We start from the raw sequence: 24,739 nt of genomic DNA on the forward strand, positions 1-24,739 counted from the left end.
TCCAGAGATCAACGGCAGTGTGTTTCAACTAACCGGGCGAAAAACGACGCCCCGGTGGTAATAATGTCATCGTTAAAGTCATAGCCAGGGTTATGCACCATGCAGCCGCCTTTATCGCCCTTCTCGCCGTTACCCAGCAGGAAATAGCAGCCCGGACGCGCCTGCAGCATAAAGGCAAAATCCTCGCTGGCGTTCATCGGTGAAATGGATTCCAGCACCTGTTCGTTGCCAAAGACTTCCGTCGCTAATGCTTTGGCGAATGCAGTCTCCTCCACGCTATTGGTCAGCACCGGGTAGGAGTCGTAGACCTCAATCTCGCTGGTAGCGCCGTAGCTTTTGGCGGTAAATTCGGTGATGTCGTGAATCCGTTTAATCAGCAGGTCGCGTACTTCCTGCTTCATCGCCCGCACGGTCAGTTCCATCACCGCGCTTTCCGGGATCACGTTGGAGGCGATGCCCGACTGGAAGGTGCCGACGGTGACAACGGCGGTTTCCCCCGGCGGCACGTTACGAGCGACAATACTTTGCAGGGCCATCACCAGCGCCGAGCCGGCGAGAATGGGATCGACCGCGCGCTCCGGGTGGGCGCCGTGGCCGCCGTAGCCGTGAATGGTTATCTTGACGGTATCCGCCGACGCCATAAAGTTGCCGGCGTAGAAGCCCAGCTTGCCGACCGGTAGCCCCGGCATATTGTGCAGCGCAAACACGCAATCGCAGGGAAAGCGCTCAAACAGCCCGTCTTTTATCATCAGGTCTGCGCCGCCAATCGCCTCTTCCGCTGGCTGGAAAATCACATGCACCGTGCCGTTAAACTGGCAGGCCGGCGAGGCAATATATTTTGCCGCCGCCAGCAGAATAGTGGTGTGACCGTCGTGGCCGCAGGCGTGCATTTTCCCCGCAACGGTGCTGGCCCAGGGTAATTCCGTGGTTTCAAAAATAGGCAGGGCGTCCATATCGGCGCGCAGCCCAATCGTGCGCGCTGAATGCCCTTTCGTTAGCGATCCCACCAGCCCGGTTTTCCCCAGCTCGCGGGTCACCGCATAACCCCACTCCGCCAGTTTTTCCGCTACCAGTTCGCTGGTATTAAACTCTTCCAGACTTAATTCCGGATGGGCATGTAAATAATGCCGGATCGCAATCATTTCTTCTTCAGCTGCTTTAATTTCTGGAATCACAAAATTGCTCATGCCGGTCTCCGGGAAATAAAAAATAGATATTCTGCTTCATTCAGGCTTCAGGTAAACGGTTGTCGAAAAGTGGGAGGCCAGAACCCCAAAACGTGAAGTATGAAGAATAAACTCAGACTCAATAACTTATCTGGATAAGCGTTTAATGCAAGCAAGATTTCTGATTTCCGGCGTGCGCTTCATCTCGTTTACTAATGATTATTCAGAAGGTTACCGGTAATGTGAAAAAAAGTGGGACGTTCAACAGAATGTAAAAAAGGCCAGCACCACTCTGCTAATAAACCTTATTATAATAGTGATTAAGACCATAAATAAGGCAAAATTTAAATATAAACTTTTAATTATTGGATTATTACCGCGTTTTTATTCTACGATCGCCACGCTTAAATCAGCTTATTAAATACCTGCAGATTTCCTCAGGCGGCGCCATGTTGTGGGCAGCAAGCTCGCCGGTAGCGCACGCAGCGCAATCACCCGGGCATCCCTGAAGATGATTCGCGACGCCTCCTCTGGAACCAACGGAAAAATAAACGCGCGCCATAAGATGGACGCAGAATAGCGTAGAACTCAAACATGAAATATCAGGCTCTTTTCCTGGCGTCAGCGCTGGCGCTGGCCGGCTGTAGCGCCCAGGGTGATACCGCCAGCCAGCAGCGCGCCAGTATCCAAAAAATACGCAGCGAAACGCTGAGCAAACTCTATTCGCTCTACCCGGAAGCCCGTAGCGATATCCAGCACGCCGATGGCTATGCCGTATTTGCCAGCAACAGCAGCAAAATTCTGGTATTAGGATTTGGCAGCGGCTACGGCGTGGTTAGAGACCTGCGCACCGGCAAAGATACCTATATGAAAATGGCCCAGGGCGGCGCGGGGCTGGGGATGGGCGTGAAGCAGCAGCGTACCGTACTGGTGTTCCACGATAAAGCGGCACTTCATACCTTTATTACCCAGGGCTATATGGTTGGCGCAGACGCTAATGCCGCGGCGAAATATGATGATAAAGGTGTCGCGCCGGTCGCTGCCTCAGCAAGCGGCGTTGCCAAGGATACCTCTTCGCTGCCGTCGAAAGTGAACGTTTATGAAATTACCGAGAAAGGGCTGGCCGCTCAGGCGATGCTCAATGGCTATAAGTACTGGCCGGATGAGGAGCTGAATAAAAGATAGACCTCACGGAATAAACAGGTCACCCGGCGGTAATCCCCTCTCCCTGAGCGGGAGAGGGTTTGCCGTGGGCCGATTCGCCCCCGCGGCATCGGTGCGACATTAATGTGAAAGGACGCCGTTCACCAGAATAGACGTAATGATGCCGGTGGCCGCCGCAATCAGGACATAGTTGCCGTTAATATACGACCAGTGCTGCCCCTGCGGAGGCGGCGGCAGGCCGCGATCGTTCCAGTTGCTGACCCGATAATCATTACCGCGGTAACGCTCCGGCGCAGGCTGCCCCTTACGGAAGTCATGCCCGTTCCACGCAAAGTGGTCTTGTTCATGGCGTTCCTGATGCGACTTTCCTTGCGCATGATTATTGCCGCGATTGTCGCCGGGGTTGTTACGTTCCGGGCCGCGATTATCCGCGCCCTGACGATGGCTGTCGCCGTTGCCCTGAGGACCATTATTACCCGGTCCCTGCTGGCGATTACCGTCCGGACTACCGTGACCAGAACCGTTTTGCCACACCTGCTGTTGGCCTGGGTTACCGTTGCCGTTCGGGCCGTCGGCCCAGGCTAACGAGCTTAATGCGCAGGACAACATAACGGCCAGAGAAATCATTTTTTTCATCGTACACCTCCTGATATGCCTCCTTTTTACCGTCGGAATGTGGAGAAAAAGTGAGTATCAGGATATCCAGGACAATTCCTGGCATTCTCGTTTCGCGTCATAACCGCGAGGGCATCACCGTAGCGTCATATCCATCGCCGCAGATGGGGCGCAAAAAAAAGGCCGCTTTCGCGACCTTATGTTATGCAACGCTACCGGGATTATTCGGTGACTTTATTTTTCAGCTCTTCCGCACCCTGCTTGGTTTTATCCCAGCCTTTTTCGGTGGCGGCTTTAGTCTTATTCCAGCCTTTTTCCGTCCCTTCTTTGGTCTTATCCCAACCCTTCTCCGTTCCTTCTTTGGTCTTATTCCAGGTTTTTTGAGCGCCTTCGCTCACCTGGCTGCCTACGCTGTCGCTTTTACCTTGCGCCGCGTGTTCGGATTTCAGCTTCTGCTCTTCGCCCTCGTTCTGGGCCTGGTGCAGTTTTTCTTTCGCCGTGTTCGCCCCTTCATGGGCCGCCGCGACGGTATCATCAGTTGCGTGTGTTGTCGCAGCAAAAACAGGGGCTGCTACCAGAATCGCAGATAACGCAATCATTGCTTTTTTCATCATTTCCTCTCTAACGTGCTTAATGTTATGAGTCATCAACAGCATGGCATAACATTCCGCTCATGACTTTAGGGATAGTTCTTAAAACCAGATCCGGGCGTTTATCCCCATTTTCAGACCAACCGTTCCTCAGACGCCTGCTACCGCCAGAGAGCGAGACGGAGGCCATCTGCCTGCGGCGCCAGCCAGGCATCGGGGGGTGAAGGAACCCGGTCCCGCTTACCGACGGACAAAAACAGCGCGCCGGCCGCGCCGTTTTTTTGCCCTGCTTCTCACTTTATCTATTGCAGCGTTTCGTTCATCAGCGGGCTATGCTTAAATAAGCTAAACCGGTTTAATTAAGTTTAGCATTGAGGTGGAAACAGTATGAATGCAAAAGTATGGGTGCTTGGGGATGCGGTAGTGGATCTGCTGCCGGAAAGCGGCGGTCGCCTGTTGCAGTGTCCCGGCGGCGCGCCGGCCAATGTGGCGGTAGGTATCGCCCGCCTGGGTGGCAACAGCGGGTTTATCGGCCGCGTCGGCGACGATCCTTTTGGCCGCTTTATGCAGCACACTCTGCGCGAGGAACAGGTGGATACCCGCTACATGCGCAGCGATCCGCAGCACCGGACCTCTACCGTGGTGGTCGATCTCGACGGCGAGGGAGAAAGAACCTTTACCTTTATGGTTCGCCCCAGCGCGGACCTGTTTTTACAGCCGGAAGACCTTCCGCCCTTCGCCGCCAACGAATGGCTGCACGTCTGCTCCATTGCGCTCAGCGCCGAACCCAGCCGCAGCACCACCTTCGCGGCGATGGAGAGAATAAAATTAGCCGGCGGTCGGGTCAGCTTTGACCCCAATATCCGCGCGGACCTCTGGCAGGACCCGGAGCTGCTGCACGCCTGCCTCGATCGCGCCCTGCGTCTGGCGAACGTGGTAAAACTGTCCGAAGAAGAACTGGCGTTGATCGCCGGCAGAGAGGATGTAGCCGAAGGGGTAACCGCCCTGACCCAGCGCTATCAGCCTGAGCTACTGCTGGTCACTCAGGGTAAAGCCGGGGTGCTCGCCGCTTTTCAGCAGCAGTGCACCCACTTCTCCGCACAGCCGGTGGTCAGCGTCGATACCACCGGCGCAGGCGATGCGTTTGTCGCCGGACTGCTTGCCAGCCTTGCCGCTAAGGGAATGCCAACGGATCCCACGGCGCTGGAACCGGCAATCATGCAGGCGCAAACCTGCGGGGCGCTGGCCACTACCGCCAAAGGGGCGATGACCGCCCTGCCCTACCTGCACGATCTTAACCCCTCATTTTGATCCTTCCGGGCTGCCCTCGCAGCCCACTTTGTTGCATCCATCACATTTATTAAATCGGTTTAGCAATTTATATTCCCAGATGTTAAAGGTCATGTTTAACATAGCGCCTAAACCGGTTTAGCAAAAAACACAATAATGTCAATTTTACGTTTGGGATGCGACCTACATGTATAAAAAAAGCACACTCGCGGTTGTTATTACTTTGCTAACCGGCGCGGCCTCAGCTCATGCGCAAACGGACCTCAGCAGTATCGAAGCCCGTTTGATCGCCCTGGAAAAACGCCTGCAGGATGCGGAAAACAGGGCTCAAACCGCGGAAAACCGCGCCGAGTCGGCGGAGAAAAAAGTCCAGCAGCTCACCACGCAGCAGCAAAAAACGCAGGACACGACCCAGCAGGTCGTTCAACGCACCGCTAACCTGGAGAAAAAAGCCGATGAAAAAAGCGGGTTTGAGTTCCACGGCTACGCCCGTTCCGGCGTCATAATGAATGACTCCGCCGCCAGTACCAAATCCGGCGCCTATATGACACCGGCGGGGGAAACCGGCGGAGCCATCGGCCGCCTGGGGAACCAGGCCGACACCTATGTCGAAATGAATCTCGAACATAAGCAGACCCTGGATAACGGGGCAACAACGCGCTTCAAGGTGATGGTGGCCGACGGTCAAACCACCTACAACGACTGGACGGCAAGCAGCAGCGATTTGAACGTGCGCCAGGCCTTCGTCGAGCTGGGCAATCTGCCCACCTTCGAGGGTCCCTTCAAAGGTTCAACCCTATGGGCCGGGAAACGTTTCGACCGCGACAACTTTGATATTCACTGGGTCGACTCCGACGTGGTATTCCTCGCCGGGACCGGCGGCGGTATCTATGACGTGAAGTGGAACGACAGCCTGCGGAGTAACTTCTCATTATACGGACGCAACTTCGGCGATATTGATGATTCGAGCAATAGCGTGCAGAACTACATCCTCAGCATGAACAACTTCATCGGCCCGGTGCAGGTGATGGTCAGCGGGATGCGGGCGAAAGATAATGACGAGCGTAAAGATACCAACGGTAATCTGGTCAAAGGCGATGCGGCGAATACCGGGGTGCATACGCTGCTCGGTTTGCACAACGACAGCTTTTACGGCCTGCGTGAAGGGCTCAGCAAAACCGCCCTGCTCTATGGCCACGGGCTAGGTGCCGAAGTGAAAGGCGTCGGTTCCGACGGCGGGTTGCGCCCGGGAGCAAATACCTGGCGCTTCGCCAGCTACGGCACCACGCCGCTCAGCGAGAACTGGTTTATCGCCCCGGCGGTACTGGCGCAGAGCAGTAAAGATCGCTATGTCGATGGCGACAGCTACCAGTGGGCGACGCTCAACCTGCGTTTAATTCAGGAGATCACTCAGAACTTTGCCCTGGCTTACGAAGGTACCTACCAGTACATGGATCTCAAACCCGAAGGCTACAACGACCGCCATGCGGTGAACGGTAGCTTCTATAAACTCACCTTCGCCCCCACCTTTAAGGTCGGTAGCATCGGCGATTTCTTCAGCCGCCCGGAGATCCGTCTCTACACCTCGTGGATGGACTGGAGCAAAAAACTGGATAATTACGCCAGCGATGATGCGTTAGGCAGCAGCGGTTTTAAATCCGGCGGCGAATGGTCGTTCGGTATGCAAATGGAAACCTGGTTCTGACGGTTAACGCCTGATGCCAGAAAAACCGGGGCGGCGGCATGCCGGCCCTCGTCCCGGACACAATAACGACGCAGAGACTGCGCCCCCGTAAACCCGGGACCACAACACGAAAATTATTACGCATTCAGAGGGTACTATGGATTTTGAACAGATTTCCCGCTCGCTGCTTCCGCTTCTGGGAGGCAAGGAAAATATCGCCAGCGCCGCGCACTGCGCCACGCGCCTGCGTCTGGTGCTGGTCGATGATGCGCTCGCCGACCAGCAGGCTATCGGCAAAATTGAAGGCGTAAAAGGATGTTTTCGCAACGCCGGACAGATGCAGATTATTTTTGGCACCGGGGTGGTGAACAAAGTGTACGCCGCTTTTATTCAGGCCGCTGGCGTCGGCGAATCCAGCAAGTCGGAAGCCGCCAATATCGCGGCGAAAAAGCTTAATCCGTTCCAACGTATTGCCCGCCTGCTGTCGAATATCTTCGTACCGATTATTCCGGCTATCGTTGCCTCCGGTCTGCTGATGGGCCTGCTCGGCATGGTAAAAACCTACGGCTGGGTCGACCCGAGCAACGCTATCTACATTATCCTGGATATGTGCAGCTCCGCGGCGTTTATTATTCTGCCGATCCTGATTGGCTTTACCGCCGCCCGCGAATTTGGCGGCAACCCTTACCTCGGTGCGACGCTCGGCGGCATTCTGACCCACCCGGCGCTCACCAACGCCTGGGGCGTGGCCGCCGGTTTCCATACCATGAACTTCTTCGGCCTTGAGATTGCGATGATCGGCTATCAGGGTACGGTGTTCCCGGTGCTGCTGGCGGTGTGGTTTATGAGCATTGTTGAGAAGCAGCTGCGCCGCGTGATCCCCGACGCGCTGGACCTGATCCTGACCCCGTTCCTGACGGTGATTATTTCCGGTTTTATCGCCCTGCTGATTATCGGTCCGGCGGGCCGCGCGCTGGGCGACGGCATTTCATTCGTGCTCAGCACGCTGATTACCCACGCCGGCTGGCTGGCCGGACTGCTGTTTGGTGGTCTCTATTCGGTTATCGTGATTACCGGTATTCACCACAGCTTCCACGCTATCGAAGCCGGACTGCTGGGTAACCCGTCCATCGGCGTCAACTTCCTGCTGCCGATTTGGGCGATGGCCAACGTCGCTCAGGGCGGAGCCTGTCTGGCGGTGTGGTTTAAAACCAAAGATGCCAAAATCAAAGCCATTACCCTGCCATCGGCGTTTTCCGCCATGCTGGGCATCACCGAAGCGGCGATTTTTGGTATCAACTTACGCTTTGTGAAACCGTTTATTGCAGCGCTGATCGGCGGCGCGGCGGGCGGCGCGTGGGTGGTCTCCATGCATGTCTACATGACTGCGGTCGGCCTGACGGCCATTCCCGGGATGGCAATCGTGCAGGCCAGTTCACTGCTGAACTACATTATCGGGATGGTCATCGCCTTCGGCGTTGCCTTTGTCGTCTCCCTACTGCTGAAATACAAAACGGACGCGGAATAATGTCACTTCCATCACGCCTGCCTGCGATTTTGCAGGCCGTAATGCAGGGCCAGCCGCGTGCGCTGGCCGATAGCCACTATCCCCGCTGGCACCATGCGCCGGTCACCGGGCTGATGAACGACCCCAACGGCTTTATCGAATTTGCCGGGCGCTACCACCTGTTCTATCAGTGGAATCCGCTCGCCTGCGATCATACCTTCAAGTGCTGGGCGCACTGGAGCTCGGCCGATCTGCTGCACTGGCGGCATGAACCGATTGCGCTGATGCCGGACGAAGAGTATGACCGCAACGGCTGCTACTCCGGCAGCGCGGTGGATAACAACGGGACGCTGACTCTGTGCTACACCGGCAACGTCAAGTTTGCAGACGGCAGCCGGACCGCCTGGCAGTGCCTGGCGACGGAAAATGCCGACGGCACCTTCAGCAAAACCGGCCCGGTCCTGCCGCTGCCGGAGGGCTATACCGGCCACGTGCGCGACCCGAAAGTGTGGCGGCATGAAGACCGCTGGTACATGGTTTTAGGCGCACAGGATCGGCAAAAATGCGGCAAGGTGCTGCTGTTCAGCTCTGCGGACCTCTCTCAATGGACCAACGAAGGCGAAATCGCCGGCGCCGGTATCAACGGATTGCACGATGCCGGTTACATGTGGGAGTGTCCGGACCTGTTCCCGCTTGGCGACCAGCATATTCTGATTTGCTGCCCGCAGGGGATTACCCGCGAGAAAGAGCGCTACCTCAACACTTATCCGGCGGTGTGGATGGCCGGCGGCTTCGACTACGCCAGCGCCGCCTTCACGCACGGCGAGTTGCACGAGCTGGATGCCGGGTTTGAGTTCTACGCCCCGCAAACCATGCAGACAACCGACGGCCGCCGGCTGCTGGTTGGCTGGATGGGCGTCCCGGACGGCGAGGAGATGCGCCAGCCGACGCGGGCCAACGGCTGGATCCACCAGATGACCTGCCTGCGCGAACTGGAGTGGGTGGACGGCAAACTCTATCAGCGCCCGCTGCGCGAACTGAGCGCCCTGCGCGGCGAAGTCCGCGGCTGGCAGGGCAACGTTCTGCCGCTGGCGCCGCTGGAGATAGCCCTCGATACCGCCGGTGACGACGCGTTTAGCCTCGATTTCGGCGGCGCGTTGACCCTCGAGCGCGATACCCGCGGCCTTCGTCTGGCGCGGCGCAGCCTCGCCAGCGACGACATGCTCTATCGCTACTGGCGCGGCGAGGTTCGCTCGCTGCGGATCTTCGTCGACCGGTCGAGCGTGGAGATTTTCATTAACGACGGCGAAGGGGTAATGAGCAGCCGCTTCTTCCCGGACTATCCGGCACAGCTGATTTTCAGCGGCGCGACGCCGGTAACATTCTGCTACTGGTCGCTGGAGCCATGCATGGTAGAATAAGCGTTTTAAATTCAGGCGCATGTTGTCGTGATGAAAACCAAACGCGTTACCATTAAAGATATCGCCGAGCTGGCGGGTGTCTCGAAAGCCACCGCCAGCCTGGTGCTGAACGGTCGTGGCAAAGAGCTACGCGTGGCGCAGGATACCCGCGAGCGCGTGCTGGCGATTGCGCGCGAACAACATTATCAGCCCAGTATTCACGCCCGCTCGCTGCGCGATAACCGCAGCCACACCATCGGTCTGGTGGTGCCTGAAATCACCAACTACGGATTTGCCGTCTTCTCTCATGAGCTGGAAATGCTCTGCCGCGAGGCGGGCGTTCAACTGCTGATCTCCTGTACCGACGAAAACCCCGGCCAGGAAACCATGGTGGTCAATAATATGATTGCCCGCCAGGTTGACGGGCTGATCGTCGCCTCCTGTATGCACAACGACGCCGATTACCTCAAGCTCAGCGAACAGCTGCCGGTGGTGCTGTTTGACCGCTGTCCCAGCGACAGCACGCTGCCGCTGGTGATGACCGACTCCATCAGCCCGACGGCGGATCTGATTTCCCGCATCGCGCCTCAGCATCGCGACGAGTTCTGGTTTCTCGGCGGGCAGCCGCGTCTGTCGCCCTCCCGCGATCGTCTGGCAGGATTTACTCAGGGGCTGGCAAACGCCGGTGTCGAACTGCGTCCCGAGTGGGTGATTAACGGCAACTATCATCCGAGCTCCGGCTACGAGATGTTCGCCGCCCTCTGCGCGCGTCTCGGGCGGCCGCCAAAGGCGCTGTTCACCGCCGCCTGCGGTCTGCTGGAAGGGGTGCTGCGCTATATGAGTCAGCACCATTTACTGGATTGCGATATTCATCTGGCGAGCTTTGACGATCACTATCTCTACGATTCGCTGTCGCTGCGTATCGACACCGTCCAGCAGGATAACCGTCAGCTGGCCTGGCACTGCTACGATCTGATAAGCCAGCTGATCGACGGCAACACGCCTGAGCCGCTACGGCGCTACCTGCCCGCGACGCTGCAGATTCGGCATCGTTGAAATGACGCGGCATCGGATGTGTCGAAGCGACGACTTTCGTCGTCTGAGACTGATGACCAACCCGTTTTAGACACCGTGCTCGCATTTTTGCCGGGTGGCGGCTAGCGCCTTACCCGGCCTACAAAACCCCTAATATCCGCAGGCTATGCGTTTTCCGTAGGCCCACGCAAGCCACGCGCCGCCGGGCGATTCCGGAAAAGCGCATGTTGTCAGCCATCGGCGACGACTTTCGTCGTAAGGACAAAAAAGGTAATGCGCCCTATTCATCGAACACACTTACGCATCGAGGCCGCTAATCCGCACCAGATGCACGGTGAGCCACAGCAGCTCGTTGCCGCCGAGGGTGATATCGAGCTGGGCCTTAACGTAATCGCGGATCCGCAGCGCGCAGCGGTAAGCGTCCGGATACTCCTTAATCACCTGCACCAGCAGAAAACTGTCCCGCGCGCCGTCCAGCTCCCCCTCCTGTAAACGCTGGAGGAAAAACTGCATATGGATCAGAAAGCGCGAGTAGTTAATCGACCCGGTGTCTATCTGCTGCTTAAAGTGGTACTGCACGAGATTAAAAATATCCTTCAGCATCTTCACCGACTGCATGGTCTGCGCCACGTCGTCGCCCTCGCTCTGGCCGTTAACCAGATGAAACGCGATATTCCCGGCCTCCTCTTCCGGCAGTTCAATCCCGTACTGCTGGCGAATAATCGTCACCGCTTCGCTGGCGACGCGGAACTGCTGCGGATAGAAACGCCTCACTTCCGGCAGCAGACGGTTTTGAATGGCGATCCCTTTGCGGCTGCGCTCAATGGCGAAGGTCAGGTGGTCGGCGAGGGTCAAGAAAATCTGCTCGCGAACCTTGCTGGCAAGCTGCATATTGGCGCGGGAAATAATCATCGCCGCCATTTCGATGACCTCGTCCGGGATGGCGGAGAGCGCCTCGAGATAGCCGCTGCGCGCGCCGAGCGCCTGGGTCACGAATAGCTTCTCAATCTTCTCCGCGGCAATCTCATCCCCGGGTCGGCTGTTGAAGCCAATACCTTTCCCCATGACGATAACCTCCCTGCTATCGTCATCCATAGAGAGCACGAGGCTATTATTGAGCACCTTCTGAACAATCATCTCTGCGACTCATCGTGGTTGCCGTTTTGCGCGATGACATCCTTATACCACCAGAAGCTGCGTTTGCGGATCCTTTGCAGGCTCTTCAGGTCATCCTCACCGCGATCGACATAAATAAAACCGTAGCGCTTGGCGTATCCCTGATGGGTGCTGACCACATCAATTGCCGCCCACGGGCAGTAGCCCATCAGCTCGACGCCGTCGGCAATCGCCAGCCGCATTTGCTCAATATGCGCCTGTAAGAAGGCGATGCGGTAATCGTCATTCACCGTCCCGTCATGCTCGAGCTTATCCGGCGCGCCCATGCCGTTTTCGCTAATCAGAATTGGCAGGCCGTAGCGCTCGCACACTTTGCGCAGCGTCAGGCGCAGCCCCACCGGGTCGACGACCCAGCCGTAGGGGGTTTTGCCAACCCACGGGTTTTCCGCCGGGCGATAAACCCCCTCTTCGCCCAGCATAATTTGCTGGTCACCCGCGCGGGGCGCAACGTCTGCGCCATCGCCCCGACTGGCGGCAATGGTGGCGGTGGAGTAGTAGTTAATGGCGATAAAGTCCGGCCGCCCCTGCTGCAAAATCAGCGCATCTTCTGGCTGCAGTTCCGGCGCGAGGCCGCGGTCCTGCATGTAGGCCCACGCCAGGGCGTTGTAGCGGCCATGCACCGCCACATCCAGAAAGCTCCAGCAGCGCAGCGTCTCCCAGTTATGCGCGGCGATGGCATCCTCCGGTTTACAGCTTTCGGCGTACATCGAAGTGGTGTTTATCGCCGGGCCGATGCGCAGCCCGGGGAACTCGCGGTGGCACAGGGCGAAGATCTGCGCCTGGGCCAGCATCATATGATGATTCTGCTGGTACAGCGCCTTCTTATCCGGCAGTTCACGATCGGCGGGCACGCCAATCGCCCCGGGATGGAGGATCATGGTGTTCTGTTCGTTGATGGTCAGCCAGAGCGGAACTTTGGCGGCAAATTCACTGAACAGCAGCCTGGCATAGCGCACGAACGCCTCCCCGGTTTTGCGGTTCAGCCAGCCGCCTTTGAGCTCCAGCGCCCACGGCAGGTCGAAGTGGTAGAGCGTCACGATGGGGGTGATCCCGTGGCGGGTCAGGGCGTCGATCAGGCGGTGATAAAAGGCCAGCCCGCCCGGATTCACCGGGCCGTCGCCGTCAGGTATCACCCGCGACCAGGCCAGCGAAAAGCGGTAGGCCTTCAGCCCCATTTGCGCCATCAGCGCGACGTCCTCTTCCACGCGATGATAATGGTCGCTGGCGATGCGGAAGTCCGCCGTTCCCGGCGGATGGCTGAGCATGTCGACCACCGACGGTCCTTTACCGTCTTCATTCCACGCGCCCTCAACCTGATAGGCCGAGGTGGACGCGCCCCACAGAAAACCGTCCGGGAACCGGGCCTGCTGTTGATAGATCATGCCTGCGCCTCCTTAGCGGATTGCACCATCAGCGGTTCGCCGTAATCCACCTGCGCGGCGGCGGTGAGGCGCAGAGCGTGCTGTTCATCGCCGTTGACCACAATCACCGGCGTAATCAGGTCATACCCGGCCTGTTCGATGGCGGGAATATCAAAGCGGATCAGCGCCTGCCCCGACTCTACTCTATCGCCGACCTTCAGCGTCGAGCTAAAGTGCTGGCCGTTAAGATTAACGGTATCAATACCGATATGGATCAGCAGCTCAAGACCGCTGTCGCTCCGCAGACCAACGGCGTGGCAGGAAGGCAGAAACATCATCACCGTGCCGCTAAACGGCGCGCGCAGGACTCCTTCCTCAGGACGAATCGCCAGCCCCTCGCCCAGCAGACCGCCGGAGAAAACGTCATCGTTCACTTCACTGAGCGCCACCACCTGACCGCGCAGCGGGCTTAATACTTCAGTTTCCCCCTCGCTTTTGGCGCTGACCGCAGGCTGCGGCGCCTCGCCCACCTCTTCTTGTTCCTCAGGAACATCTTTGAAGGCGATAAACCAGGTCAGGGTAAAGGTCACCACGATGGAAATCGCGCAGGTCACCAGCGCATGGACGATGTTCATCGGGTTTTCGCCGATAAACGCCGGCAGCGCCGCAAGACCTGGCGAGACAAAGGCGTAGCGCACCAGCCCGCTCACCCCGGCATAGACCCCGGCGCAGCCGCCGCCGATCATCGCGGCAATCAGCACCCGGCGGAACTTGAGCAGCACCCCGTACAGCGCCGGTTCGGTGATCCCCAGCAGCGCGGTAAAGCCCGATGAAGAGGCCAGCTGGCGCAGGTTGCTATTTTTGGTTTTCAGCGCCACGCACAGCGTCGCCGCGCCCATCGCCACGTTTGAGGCCAGCATCCCCGGGCCGTTAATCATCTCGTAACCGCTTTTACTCAGCTGACCGGTGGCGATCGGCGTCATCGCCCACGCGGTACCGGTAATAATCAGGAAGGGCTGCAGGGTGCCCATCAGCATCGGGATCAACCAGCTGGCGTGGCGGTCGATAGCGCCCGCCCCGGCGGCGACCAGGTCGTTAAGCAAAATGCCCGCCGGGCCGACCACCACCAGCGCCAGCGGCGCGGTAATCAGCAGAATCAGCATCGGCTTAACGAAGAATTTGATAATCGATGGCGACACTTTTTCGGCAAAACGCTCCACCCACGACATCAGCCACACGGTCAGAATGATCGGCAGCACCGAACCGGCATAATCGGAAAGCAGGACGTTGATACCGACAAAATCGACCGCTTTACCGGCCGCCAGCATCTGGCCGATGCCCGGATGCAGCAGCACGCCGGCGAGGGTCATCGCCAGAATCGGATTGCATTCAAACTTCAGCGACGCGCCGTAGGCCAGCAGTACCGGCAGGAAGAAGAAGGCGGCATCGGCAATAATATTCAGCAGCTGATACGTCGAGCTGGTTTCGCTAATCACCCCCGTGAGCTTGAGAATGGCCAACAGCGCTTTAATCATCCCCGCGCCGGTAATCGCCGGGATCACCGGGGTGAAGGTGGTCGAAATGACGCTGATAACCCGCGCGACGATGCCGGCCGGCCTGGCGTTTTTGTCGCCGCTGGTCGGGTTTTTCTTCTCCGGCAGGGCCTTATGGAGCAGGCGATAAACCTGCTGCACCTCATTGCCGATAACAATCTGGAACTGGCCGCCCTTCTCCACCACGCTGATCACGCCGGGGATAGTGCCAATCTGCGCATCGTTAACCCTGGCGCGGTCGTTGAACTCCATGCGTAGCCGGGTCGCGCAATGGGTGAGCATGCGGATATTCTCCGCACCGCCCACCGCGTGGAGGATTTTGTCTGCTGTTTGGTTATAGTTCATAGTGTTCTCTGGTGTTGGGGCAAAAAAAAAGACCAAAACAGAGACGCTCCCCTTGGCGGGAGAGCATTTCTATTTTGGTCTTGCCTGCTTTCGCAGTAGCACGCCATCATAAAAATGGGTTATTTCGGCGGATTATCTAAGCGTCCCTGCTCAATGACAACGGCGAGCGGGCAAAAGTGTGAGCTGGATTAAGTAAATTCTTAAGTGAAGATCACCCAAGGGCCTGCTGACGCAGCCAGCTCTGTAAGAGCTTGCCGTTGGGGGTCATCTCGCTATCCTGACGCACGCAGAGGTAGTAATCCCGGCCATCATCTATTGCCGCAGCGAAGATTTTCACCAGCTCGCCGCTCTTCAGATAGGGAGCGATCAGCGGCTCGCGCATCAGCGCACAGCCCAGCCCGGCCTGTACCCCCGCCAGGGTCAGCAGGCCATCTTCAAACAGCGGCCCCGTCGAGCGCGGCGGGCGTTTAACCCCCTGCTGCACAAACCACTGGTTCCATGTCGTGCGCTCCTCGTCGTGCAGCAGCGGCATCTGCAACAGCTGCTCCGGGGTATCAATATGCCCATGCAGGCGCAAAAAAGCCTGGCTGCATACCGGCACCATTTTGCCGGAAATCAGCTTTTCGCTTTGATAGCCCACCCAGTGACCGTTGCCAAAGCGGATCGACATATCGGAAGCATCGCTAAGGTAGTTGCGGTGGTTGGCGTAAACCACGTTGATTTCGGTATGCGGATTGGCGTGCATGAACGACGGCAGACGGGGAATAAACCAGCCCATACCAAACAGCGGGATCAGGCTGATCGTCACCTGCTGGGTTTGCACCTGATCGACCAGATGTTCGGTGGCCTGGCGCAGCACGTTAAACGCCGCGCGGATCGAGCGATAATACTCCCGCCCCTGCTGGCTGAGGGTCAGCCGCCGCCCCTGGCGTTCGGTAAGCGGGATCTGCAAATAGCCTTCCAGCACCTTCAGCTGGTGGCTGACCGCCGAGGGCGAAATCGCCAGCTCCTGCGCCGCCAGGGTCACGCTGCCGAGGCGTGCGATCGCCTCGAAGGCGCGCACCGCCCGCAGCGGCGGATCGTTGGCTAACGTACTCTCCGACCAGCTAACCGGCCCCTCTGACTGTTCTGTTTTTTTCATATGTTGATTTTCTTAGCGTATTTCACGACTCGATGCTTTATTTAATTATATTAAAAATCATAAAGATAGTTAAAAACGCATTTATCATAAGAAAGAATATATGCGTATTTTACAATTTAATTCATTTGTTGGATGGTAGCTATTATTTGAGCATCTTGTCGGAAGAACCAGTTGGACACACTCATACAACAAATAATCAACGGGGTCATGCTCGGCAGCATCTACGCCCTGATCGCGCTCGGCTACACCATGGTGTATGGCATTCTGCGCATTATTAACTTTGCCCACGGCGATATTCTGATGGTCGGCGCGTTAACCACCCTCTCCGGGATGAACGCGCTGAATGCCCATTTCCCCAATCTGCCGCCGCTGGCGCAGCTGGGGCTGGCGCTGCTGCTGGCCATGGCGGTGTGCGCCCTGCTGGCGATGGCGATCGAGCGCTTTGCCTACCGCCGCCTGCGCAACGCCCCGCGCCTGGCGCCGCTGATCTCCGGGATCGGCGTCTCGGTACTGCTGCAAACCGTGGCGATGATCGTCTGGTCGCGTAATCCGCTGATGTTCCCGCAGATCCTGCCCATGGATCCGATCGCCGTGACCCACGGCAGCGCAGCGCATCCTCCGGCTCTCGTTACCGTCACCGGTATCGTCACCGTCGCGCTGGCCCTCGCGGTGATGCTCGGCCTGTGGCTGCTGGTGGAGTACACCCGCTTAGGTCGCGGTATGCGCGCGGTAGCGGAAAATCCACGCATTGCCACGCTGATGGGGGTTAACCCCAACGCGATTATCATCCTGACTTTCGCCATCGGCGGCGTATTCGCCGCGCTGGCTGGCGTGATGATGGCCAGCAACTACGGCAGCGCCGGCTTCTCTATGGGCTTTCTGCCCGGCATTAAGGCTTTTACCGCCGCGGTGCTCGGCGGCATCGGTAATATTCGCGGCGCGATGGTCGGCGGCCTGCTACTGGGCCTGATCGAATCCCTGGGGGCCGGCTATCTCGGCGACCTGACCCACGGCGTCTTTGGCAGCAACTACCAGGATATCTTCGCCTTTATGGTACTGATTCTGGTGCTGGTCTTCCGCCCGGCTGGTTTGCTCGGCGAACGCGTCGCGCACCGGGCCTAGGAGAAACATGATGACAACAGCACAACTCGATACGCCCGTCGTCTCCCGCCGCTTCTGGTCCGGGATGACGCTGTTCGTCTGCGCACTGCTGGTAGCGCCGATGGTCGCCAGCCAGCTCGGCGGCAACTACTGGGTGCGGGTCATCGACTTCGCCCTGCTCTACATCATGCTGGCGCTGGGGCTGAATATCGTGGTCGGCTACACCGGTCTGCTGGATATGGGCTTTATCGCTTTTTACGCCGTCGGCGCGTATCTGGCGGCGCTTTTGGCCTCACCGCATCTGCTGGAGGTATTCCCGATTTTAAATAGCTGGTTCCCGGACGGCCTGCACACTTCATGGCTGGTGATTATTCCGCTCGCTGCGCTGGTGGCGGCGGGCTGCGGTATCGTACTGGGCGCGCCAACGCTGAAGCTGCGCGGCGACTATCTGGCGATTGTCACTCTCGGGTTCGGCGAAATTATCCGCATCCTGATGCGTAACCTCGACCGTCCGGTCAACATCACCAACGGCGCAAAAGGCATTTCCGGGGTCGATTCGCTGAATCTGTTCGGGCTGAAATTTAGCGGCGTCTATCACTGGTTTGGTTTTAAAGTCCCGGCGCTGTGGCTGTGGTACTACCTGCTGATGCTGGTGATTGTGGCGATTATTTTCGTCTGCCTGCGGCTACAGCATTCACGCATTGGCCGGGCCTGGCACGCCATCCGCGAGGACGAAGACGTCGCCCGCGCAATGGGCATCAACCTGCGTAACTACAAACTGCTGGCTTTCGCTATCGGCGCTTCATTCGGCGGCGTGGCGGGGGCGCTGTTCGGCGCATTTCAGGGCTTCGTTTCGCCGGAATCCTTCACGCTACAGGAGTCAATTGCGGTACTGGCGATGGTGGTGCTCGGCGGCATGGGCCATATCCCCGGGGTGATCCTCGGCGCGGTGCTGCTGACCGCGCTGCCGGAGCTGCTGCGCAGCCAGGCGGCGCCGCTGCAGCAGGCGCTGTTTGGCGAAGTGCTGATTGACCCGGAAGTGCTGCGCCAGCTGTTCTACGGCCTGGCGCTGGTGCTGGTTATGCTGCTGCGCCCTCAGGGTATCTGGCCCGCACGTCATCAGGGAGTCAAAGCATGAGCCTGTTAAGCGTACGCCACATGTCAAAGCGCTTTGGCGGCCTGACGGCGGTCGATAACGTCTCGCTGACCATTAACGAAGGTGAAATCTACGGCCTGATCGGCCCCAACGGCGCGGGGAAAACCACCTGCTTTAACCTGATTACCGGGCTTTACCCGGCGGACAGCGGCGAGTTCGCTATCGCCGGCCAGCCCTATTTCCCGAAAAATATCGAGAAGGTCACCGCCGCCGGCATCGCCCGTACCTTCCAGAACGTGCGGCTGTTTAACGACATGTCGGTGCTGGAAAACGTGATGGTCGGCCGCCACGTACGCACCCGCAACGGTCTGTGGGCCGCGCTTACCCGGCATAAACGCGCCCGCGCCGAAGAGGCGCAGACCCGCGAGCTGGCGTGGCACTGGCTGGACTATACCGGCATTGCGCAGTTCGCCCACTACCGCGCCTGCGACCTCGCTTACGGCCACCAGCGGCGACTGGAGATTGCCCGCGCGCTGGCTACCGATCCGCGCCTGCTGGCGCTGGATGAACCGGCGGCCGGGATGAACGCCGCCGAGAAGATGGCCCTTGGCGAACTGCTGCTGCGCATTCGCGATGATGGCAAGACGCTGCTGATGATTGAGCACGACGTCAAGCTGGTGATGGGGATTTGCGATCGCCTGATGGTGCTGGATTACGGCAAAACATTAACCAGCGGCACGCCGGAAACCGTACGCCGCGATCCGGCGGTGATCGCCGCCTGGCTGGGAGGAAACACCCATGTCTGATCTGTTAACCGTGACCGGCCTCAGCGTGCACTACGGCGGCATCCAGGCGGTACGCGACGTCTCATTCAGCGTGCAAGCGGGTGAGCAGGCGACTTTGATCGGCGCCAACGGCGCAGGCAAAAGCTCCACCGTCCGCGCCATTACCGGGCTGGAACCCTTTAGCGGCGAGATTCTTTTCAACGGTAAAGCGGTACGTCGACGCAAAGCGGAGTCGCTGCTGCGCGAAGGGCTGGTGATGGTACCGGAAGGCCGCGGCATCTTTACCCGCATGACGGTACTGGAAAACCTGCAGATGGGCGCCTGGCTGCGTCGCGATAGCGCGGCGGTCCGGCAGGAGATGGCGGAAATCTTCGCCAACTTCCCGCGCCTGGCGGAACGGCAGCATCAGCTGGCCGGGCTGCTCTCCGGCGGCGAACAGCAGCTGCTGGCGCTGAACCGCGCCCTCCTCAGCCAGCCGCGCCTGCTGATCCTCGACGAGCCCTCGATGGGCCTGGCGCCGCTAATGGTCGAGAACGTTTTTCGCGTGATCGCCACGCTCCGTCAGCGCGGCGTGGCGCTGCTGCTGATTGAGCAGAACGCGCGCCTGGCGCTGGAGGCCACCGACAGCGCGTGGGTGATGGACAGCGGCAGTATTGTGGAACGTGGCGCCTCGCAGGCGCTGCTGGCCGACGACCGTATCGCACAGATTTATTTGGGCGAAGTGCCCGCTTAACACTAACCAGCATCAGGGAAAAACAATGAAAACAGTCAAAATCAGTGCCCTCAGCGCCGCTATTGTGCTCAGCGGCTTTGCCTCATCCGCCGCATGGTCTGCGGCCAGCGAAACCGTGATTATCGGCCTGGCGGGTCCGCTGACCGGCCCTTCTGCGCGTATCGGCAAGGACCTCGAAAACGGCGCGCAGCTGGCGATTGACGATATCAACAAGCAGCACCCGACCATCGGCGGCAAGGCGGTAACCTTTAAGCTGCAATCGGAAGACGACCAGTCCGACCCGCGTACCGCCGTTGCCGTCGCTCAGCGTCTGGTGGATAGCGGCGTCGCCGGCGTCGTCGGCCACTGGAACACCGGCACCAGCATTCCCGCAGCACGGGTTTACCACGATGCGGGCATCGCCCAGGTCGCGCCGGTCGCCACCGGGCACGCCTATACCAGACAGGGCTTCGACACCAGCTTCCGCGTGATGGGCCACGACGATGACGGCGGCCAGTTTGCCGGACAGTATGCGGTACAAACCCTGAAAGCGAAACGCATCGCGGTTATCGATGACCGTACCGCCTTTGGTCAGGGGCTGGCGGACGAGTTTATTAAGTCGCTGGACGCACAGGGGATCAAAATCGTTGACCGCCAGTACGTCGATGATAAAACCGTCGACTTCAGCGCCGTGCTGACCGCGATCCGCAGTAAAAATGCCGATCTGATCTTCTTCGGCGGCGTCGATAGCCAGGCGGCTCCGCTGGCGCGGCGCATCAAACAGCTGGGTATGAACGCCACCCTGATGGGCGCCGGCGGTTTTGTCAGCCAGACCTTCCTGCAGCTGGCGCAGAAAGAGGGTAACGGCGTGGTGGCGCTGGAGCCGGGACTGCCGGTCGAACAGATGCCGGGCGGTAAAGCCTTTGAGCAGGCCTACCAGGCGCGCTATCACACCCATATCGAGCTGCATGCCCCGTTCGCCTATGACGCCACCCGCGTGCTGGTGGCGGCGATGGAAAAAGCTGACTCCGTCGATCCGGCCGACTATCTGCCCGCCCTGCGCGCCATTAACTACGCCGGCGTCACCGGACAAATCGCCTTTGATAAAGAGGGCAACCTGAAATCGCCAACCTTTACCGTTTACAAAGTCGTCGACGGCAAATGGCAGCCGCAAACCGTACTCGGCGGCGCAACAACGAAGTAACGCAGTGAGGCAATGTGATGAGTGATAATAATGAGCTGGGCATTCTCGCCCGCCGCAAAATTGAAGCCGAAATTATTAAGCCGATTTATGACATCCTGGTGCGCGAAATAGGTAAAGCTCGCGCCCAGGCGGTCATCGGCGAAGCCATTGAAAACGCTGCGATTGAGGCGGGAAAAGCCTTTGCCAGCAAAGAGCCGGACGGCGCGAACATCCAGAGCTTCGTCGCCCTGCAATATCTGTGGGAAAAAGATAACGCCCTCGAGGTCAAGGTGCTGGACGCCGATGACCAGCAGTATAACTACAACGTCAACCGCTGCCGCTACGCCGAGATGTACCACGAGATGGGCCTCGGCGAAATTGGCCACCTGCTCTCCTGCGCCCGCGACGACAAGTTTATCGTCGGCTACGCGCCGGAGGTAGAGCTGACCCGCACCACCACTATTATGGAGGGCGGAAAGTGCTGCGACTTCCGCTATCGCGTGAAGAAGGACAAGTCATGATAGCCATTAACGCTGAACGTCTGTGGTCAACTCTTAACGAGATGGCGAGGATAGGGGCAACGCCGGCCGGCGGTGTCACCCGGCTGACGCTGAGCGACGAGGACCGCCAGGCGCGCGACCTGCTGCGCCAGTGGGCGCAGGAAGCCGGTTTTCCCTGCGAAGTCGATAGCATGGGCAATATGTTTATCCGCCGCGCCGGAAAAAATCCGCAGCTGGCCCCGGTATTGACCGGTTCGCACGTCGATTCTCAGCCGCTCGGCGGCCGCTATGACGGGATTTACGGCGTGCTCGCCGGGCTGGAGGCGCTACGCACGCTGAATGAACGCGGCATTGAGACCGAGCGCGATATCGTGCTGGTCAACTGGACCAATGAAGAGGGGGCGCGCTTCGCCCCGGCGATGCTGGCATCCGGCGTGTGGGCCGGGCAGTTCAGCGAAGCTTTCGCGCTGACCCGCGAAGATCGCGACGGCATCAGCGTCGGCGCGGCGCTGGAGGCCATCGGCTACCGCGGCGATCGTCCGACGGCCGCATTCCCGGTTCATGCCTGTTATGAGGTCCATATCGAACAGGGGCCGATTCTGGAAGAAGAAGGGGTTGATATCGGCCTCGTCCACGCGGCAATGGGCCAGCGCTGGTTCAACGTCGCGCTGGAGGGTTTTTCCGCCCACGCCGGCACCACGCCGATGGGCAGCCGTCGCGATGCGTTGACCGCTTTCGCCGAACTGGCGCTGGCGGTGGAGCAAATCGGCATCGCTCATCATCCCGACGGACGGGCGACCATCGGCATGGTGCAGGTGATACCGGGATCGCGCAACGTGGTGCCGGGTCGCGTCGAATGCAGCGTGGAATTCCGCCATCCGCAGAGCAGCGCGCTGGAGGCGATGGAGCAGGCATTGCATCGCGCCGCAGCCGAACTGGCCGGGCGCGGCGTCCCGGCCGAAGTTGAACGGATTTTTGACTACGCCCCGATCGCTTTCGACGCGCAGTGTCTGGCGCGCAGCGAGCGGGCGGTTCAGACGCTCGGCTACAGCGCCAGACGCATGGTCTCCGGCGCCGGGCATGATACCTGCTATATCAGCAAGGTCGCGCCCGCCAGCATGATTTTCATCCCCTGCGAGAAGGGAATTAGCCATAACGAGGCGGAGAATATTCTGCCCACCTGGGCAGAAAAAGGGGCGAACGTGCTGCTGCATAGCGTACTGCTCGCCGCCGGAGAAAAGTAAGCGCCCTTCTGTCGGTCGTTCTGGCGCCGCGCGCGCCAGTACGACCGCTCACCGCCGTAACGGTCCGCCTGCCCCCTCCCGGAAAAGAGGGAACAACATGAATAAACAAATTAAAACAATATCTTACATTATTTAACCGCGCGGACAAAAAGCCATTTTCTTCTGGATTATCTGCTAAAATCAGCCAACAGATCGCATACAGCAGGCAAATATGCGGACATAACGGCATCGAATTCCGTTATATTTCAGTTCAATTCCACTCAATGATTTTCGAATCGCTTCTTTTTACTGCTGACGCCAGGGGACGTGTGAAAACGAAAAAGAGATCCTCAGCATCGTCTAATATTCTCCGCTATATCTGGGGATCCGCGCTGGCGACGATTTTTTTAACCACCATTCTCTCCTTCTGGCTGCTTTCCGGCTCATGGGAAACGTGGAAAAGCGCGTATAACAATGTTATCCAGTTCGATATTTTCTACCGGGTACTACAGGTCTCTAATGACCTGGCCGGTGAGCGCGCCTTCGTTAACGAGCTGATATTAAGTTCACCTGAGGATAAAGAGTCGCGCTGGCAGGTGCTGGTCGCTCATCGCGACATCACCGATCGTGACATGCAGAAGATCCCGAAAAACCTACTCTCTCCGGCGCTGATGAGCGAAATGATGCAGCAGCTGGATCATTCCCGGCGCATTGCCAACGGCTTTCGTACCGAGGTGCTGAGCGACCCGAAGCTCGCCGACCAGGCGATTCACGATATGGTGGTGGCAACGGATTTCTATCATAAGGCGCTGTTCAAGCGCACCAATGAGTTTCTGCTGCTGCAGCCCAGTGCGCTGGGGCCCATTCTGCGCGCGCTGGCGTTGGGCGAGTTGCGCGATGCTGCGGGCCGACTCGGTCCGCAGGTGCTGATTCCGCTGGCCACACACACGCCGATACCGCAAGCCAACCGGGAAGGATTGATTCGCGGTATCGAACGGATTAATACCGCGTGGTGGCTGCTGCAAACGCAGGGAGATGAGGTCGCCTGGCTTCCCCACTTCCAGAGAACGCTGGAAAACACGCGCCGGGACTTTGAACACCAGGGGATTGCGCTAATCAATCGGTTAAGCGCGGAGAGCGACAGCGGTAAGTCCTACAGCGTGAGCGCCGAACAGTTTGCCGTCGCCTATCACGCCAGCCTCGGTTCGTTTGACAATCTCCTGAACACCTATATGACCGGAGTTAAGGAGCACTACACTGCCGTTGAACATCGGGCCTTAAAGAATTTCCTGTTACGGCTGGTCGTGCTTGGGCTGGTGTATGCCCTGACCATTGCGCTGATTTTCTATATTCGCTCTCGCGTTTTACGCCCCATTGTGCGCTTAAATGAGCTCGCCGCGGCGCTAATTGCCGGAAAACAGCTCCATGTCCAAATCGATGACGATACGGCAGAAGAGGTGCAGGGCCTGTTTTCATCCCTGGGTACCCTCGGGAAAAAGCTCCGTGAAGATGCCCGCATCAGCCGCCAGTATCAGCGCCAGTCGGAAGAGGATCCGCTGACCCATCTGTTTAATCGCCGGGCATTTAGCACCCGGGCTGATGCGCTATTAAGTCAGTCCAGCGAGGCGCTTCCGGCCTGGTTAGTGATGCTCGACGTTGACCGCTTTAAGTCGATAAATGATAACTGGGGACACCCAATGGGTGACGAGGTGCTGGTTGCCCTTGCCAAAACCCTGAACAGGTTGAGCCGTCCGGAAGATGTGGTAGGCCGCCTCGGCGGAGAAGAGTTCGCGGTCCTGTTTCTGGCCGCTTCATCAGACGAAGTCGCCAGCTATACCGCACGGATTCAGCAGGAAATCCGCAAGCTGACCTTCCATACGACTGGCGATATCACCTTTAAGATCACCGCCAGTTTCGGGGTATCCAAAGGCTGGCAGTGCCCGCTGCCGGAACTGATGTCGCGGGCCGATAGCGAGCTGTATCACGCCAAGAACAGCGGGCGTGACCGGATTTGCGGTCTCTCCTGAGTTCACCGGCGCCAGCGTACCTTGCCATTTTCATCATGCTGTCGTTTAACAGCGCGAAGAGATAACCCTGATATCGCTTCAGGGT

21 protein-coding genes are annotated in these 24,739 nt (G+C 58.6%); 14 read left to right on the forward strand and 7 right to left on the reverse strand.

All coding sequences use genetic code 11. The features are described from left to right. Positions 1–8: 8 nt before the first annotated feature. Positions 9–1,187, reverse strand: a complete 1,179-nt coding sequence (locus tag GRPL_RS02420; protein ID WP_032689075.1) for a M20 aminoacylase family protein — start codon at positions 1,185–1,187, stop codon at positions 9–11. A gap of 573 nt (positions 1,188–1,760) precedes the next feature. Here GRPL_RS02420 and GRPL_RS02415 point away from each other — a divergent pair. After that, positions 1,761–2,351, forward strand: coding sequence for a lipid-binding SYLF domain-containing protein (locus GRPL_RS02415; protein ID WP_032689076.1), 591 nt, complete (start codon positions 1,761–1,763; stop codon positions 2,349–2,351). A gap of 99 nt (positions 2,352–2,450) precedes the next feature. On the opposite strand, the gene GRPL_RS02410 is transcribed toward GRPL_RS02415, so the two are convergent. Continuing rightward, on the reverse strand, positions 2,451–2,966 hold the full coding sequence (locus tag GRPL_RS02410; RefSeq protein WP_032689077.1) for an RcnB family protein: 516 nt from the start codon (positions 2,964–2,966) through the stop codon (positions 2,451–2,453). A gap of 200 nt (positions 2,967–3,166) precedes the next feature. Next, on the reverse strand, positions 3,167–3,556 hold the full coding sequence (locus tag GRPL_RS02405; protein ID WP_032689078.1) for a hypothetical protein: 390 nt from the start codon (positions 3,554–3,556) through the stop codon (positions 3,167–3,169). Positions 3,557–3,922: 366 nt separating this feature from the next. Between GRPL_RS02405 and cscK the strand changes: the two genes are divergently transcribed. From cscK to GRPL_RS02380, 5 genes are all read left to right on the forward strand, one after another. Then, positions 3,923–4,846: a fructokinase gene (gene cscK, locus GRPL_RS02400; RefSeq protein ID WP_032700628.1), complete on the forward strand. Its 924-nt coding sequence runs from the start codon at positions 3,923–3,925 to the stop codon at positions 4,844–4,846. Between the two features lie 166 nt (positions 4,847–5,012). Then, positions 5,013–6,530, forward strand: a complete 1,518-nt coding sequence (locus GRPL_RS02395; protein WP_032696475.1) for a carbohydrate porin — start codon at positions 5,013–5,015, stop codon at positions 6,528–6,530. Between the two features lie 136 nt (positions 6,531–6,666). After that, positions 6,667–8,037, forward strand: a complete 1,371-nt coding sequence (locus tag GRPL_RS02390) for a sucrose-specific PTS transporter subunit IIBC (protein WP_032689082.1) — start codon at positions 6,667–6,669, stop codon at positions 8,035–8,037. After that, positions 8,037–9,437, forward strand: coding sequence for a sucrose-6-phosphate hydrolase (locus tag GRPL_RS02385; RefSeq protein ID WP_032700629.1), 1,401 nt, complete (start codon positions 8,037–8,039; stop codon positions 9,435–9,437). Before GRPL_RS02390 ends, GRPL_RS02385 begins: the two co-directional genes overlap by 1 nt. 30 nt (positions 9,438–9,467) lie before the next feature. Continuing rightward, the gene (locus GRPL_RS02380; protein WP_032696477.1) at positions 9,468–10,472 is read left to right on the forward strand and encodes a LacI family DNA-binding transcriptional regulator; all 1,005 of its coding nucleotides are present in this window, start codon (positions 9,468–9,470) and stop codon (positions 10,470–10,472) included. Between the two features lie 276 nt (positions 10,473–10,748). Here GRPL_RS02380 and licT read toward each other — a convergent pair whose 3' ends face one another. The 4 genes from licT to GRPL_RS02360 form a co-directional block, all read right to left on the reverse strand. Continuing rightward, positions 10,749–11,588, reverse strand: coding sequence for a BglG family transcription antiterminator LicT (gene licT, locus GRPL_RS02375; RefSeq protein ID WP_032689086.1), 840 nt, complete (start codon positions 11,586–11,588; stop codon positions 10,749–10,751). After that, positions 11,585–13,009, reverse strand: a complete 1,425-nt coding sequence (locus GRPL_RS02370; protein WP_032696479.1) for a glycoside hydrolase family 1 protein — start codon at positions 13,007–13,009, stop codon at positions 11,585–11,587. The genes licT and GRPL_RS02370 overlap by 4 nt, the downstream gene beginning before the upstream one ends. Further along, positions 13,006–14,886: a beta-glucoside-specific PTS transporter subunit IIABC gene (locus GRPL_RS02365; RefSeq protein ID WP_032700630.1), complete on the reverse strand. Its 1,881-nt coding sequence runs from the start codon at positions 14,884–14,886 to the stop codon at positions 13,006–13,008. The genes GRPL_RS02370 and GRPL_RS02365 overlap by 4 nt, the downstream gene beginning before the upstream one ends. 211 nt (positions 14,887–15,097) lie before the next feature. Then, on the reverse strand, positions 15,098–16,027 hold the full coding sequence (locus tag GRPL_RS02360; protein WP_032689091.1) for a LysR substrate-binding domain-containing protein: 930 nt from the start codon (positions 16,025–16,027) through the stop codon (positions 15,098–15,100). Positions 16,028–16,198: 171 nt separating this feature from the next. Between GRPL_RS02360 and GRPL_RS02355 the strand changes: the two genes are divergently transcribed. The 8 genes from GRPL_RS02355 (at position 16,199) to GRPL_RS02320 (ending at position 24,654) form a co-directional block, all read left to right on the forward strand. Then, positions 16,199–17,149: a branched-chain amino acid ABC transporter permease gene (locus GRPL_RS02355; protein ID WP_032689093.1), complete on the forward strand. Its 951-nt coding sequence runs from the start codon at positions 16,199–16,201 to the stop codon at positions 17,147–17,149. Between the two features lie 10 nt (positions 17,150–17,159). Further along, the gene (locus tag GRPL_RS02350) at positions 17,160–18,266 is read left to right on the forward strand and encodes a branched-chain amino acid ABC transporter permease (protein ID WP_032696481.1); all 1,107 of its coding nucleotides are present in this window, start codon (positions 17,160–17,162) and stop codon (positions 18,264–18,266) included. Further along, positions 18,263–19,030 (forward strand): ABC transporter ATP-binding protein, encoded by a 768-nt coding sequence (locus GRPL_RS02345; RefSeq protein ID WP_032689098.1) that lies wholly within the window; start codon positions 18,263–18,265, stop codon positions 19,028–19,030. The genes GRPL_RS02350 and GRPL_RS02345 overlap by 4 nt, the downstream gene beginning before the upstream one ends. Next, the gene (locus tag GRPL_RS02340; protein ID WP_032700631.1) at positions 19,023–19,742 is read left to right on the forward strand and encodes an ABC transporter ATP-binding protein; all 720 of its coding nucleotides are present in this window, start codon (positions 19,023–19,025) and stop codon (positions 19,740–19,742) included. Before GRPL_RS02345 ends, GRPL_RS02340 begins: the two co-directional genes overlap by 8 nt. Positions 19,743–19,767: 25 nt before the next feature. Next, positions 19,768–20,925 carry a branched-chain amino acid ABC transporter substrate-binding protein gene (locus GRPL_RS02335; RefSeq protein ID WP_032689101.1) on the forward strand — a complete coding sequence of 386 codons (1,158 nt, stop codon included), beginning with the start codon at positions 19,768–19,770 and terminating at the stop codon, positions 20,923–20,925. A 17-nt stretch (positions 20,926–20,942) separates the two neighbouring features. Next, a complete protein-coding gene (locus GRPL_RS02330) occupies positions 20,943–21,425 on the forward strand; it encodes an L-2-amino-thiazoline-4-carboxylic acid hydrolase (protein ID WP_032689103.1) in 483 nt (160 codons plus the stop codon). Beyond that, on the forward strand, positions 21,422–22,648 hold the full coding sequence (locus GRPL_RS02325; protein ID WP_032696484.1) for a Zn-dependent hydrolase: 1,227 nt from the start codon (positions 21,422–21,424) through the stop codon (positions 22,646–22,648). Before GRPL_RS02330 ends, GRPL_RS02325 begins: the two co-directional genes overlap by 4 nt. 308 nt (positions 22,649–22,956) lie before the next feature. Beyond that, complete coding sequence (locus GRPL_RS02320; protein WP_032700632.1) at positions 22,957–24,654, forward strand: GGDEF domain-containing protein; 1,698 nt, start codon at positions 22,957–22,959, stop codon at positions 24,652–24,654. The last annotated feature ends 85 nt before the right edge of the window (positions 24,655–24,739 follow it).

The organism is Klebsiella planticola ATCC 33531, assembly GCF_000735435.1.
GTDB classification, from domain to species: domain Bacteria; phylum Pseudomonadota; class Gammaproteobacteria; order Enterobacterales; family Enterobacteriaceae; genus Klebsiella; species Klebsiella planticola.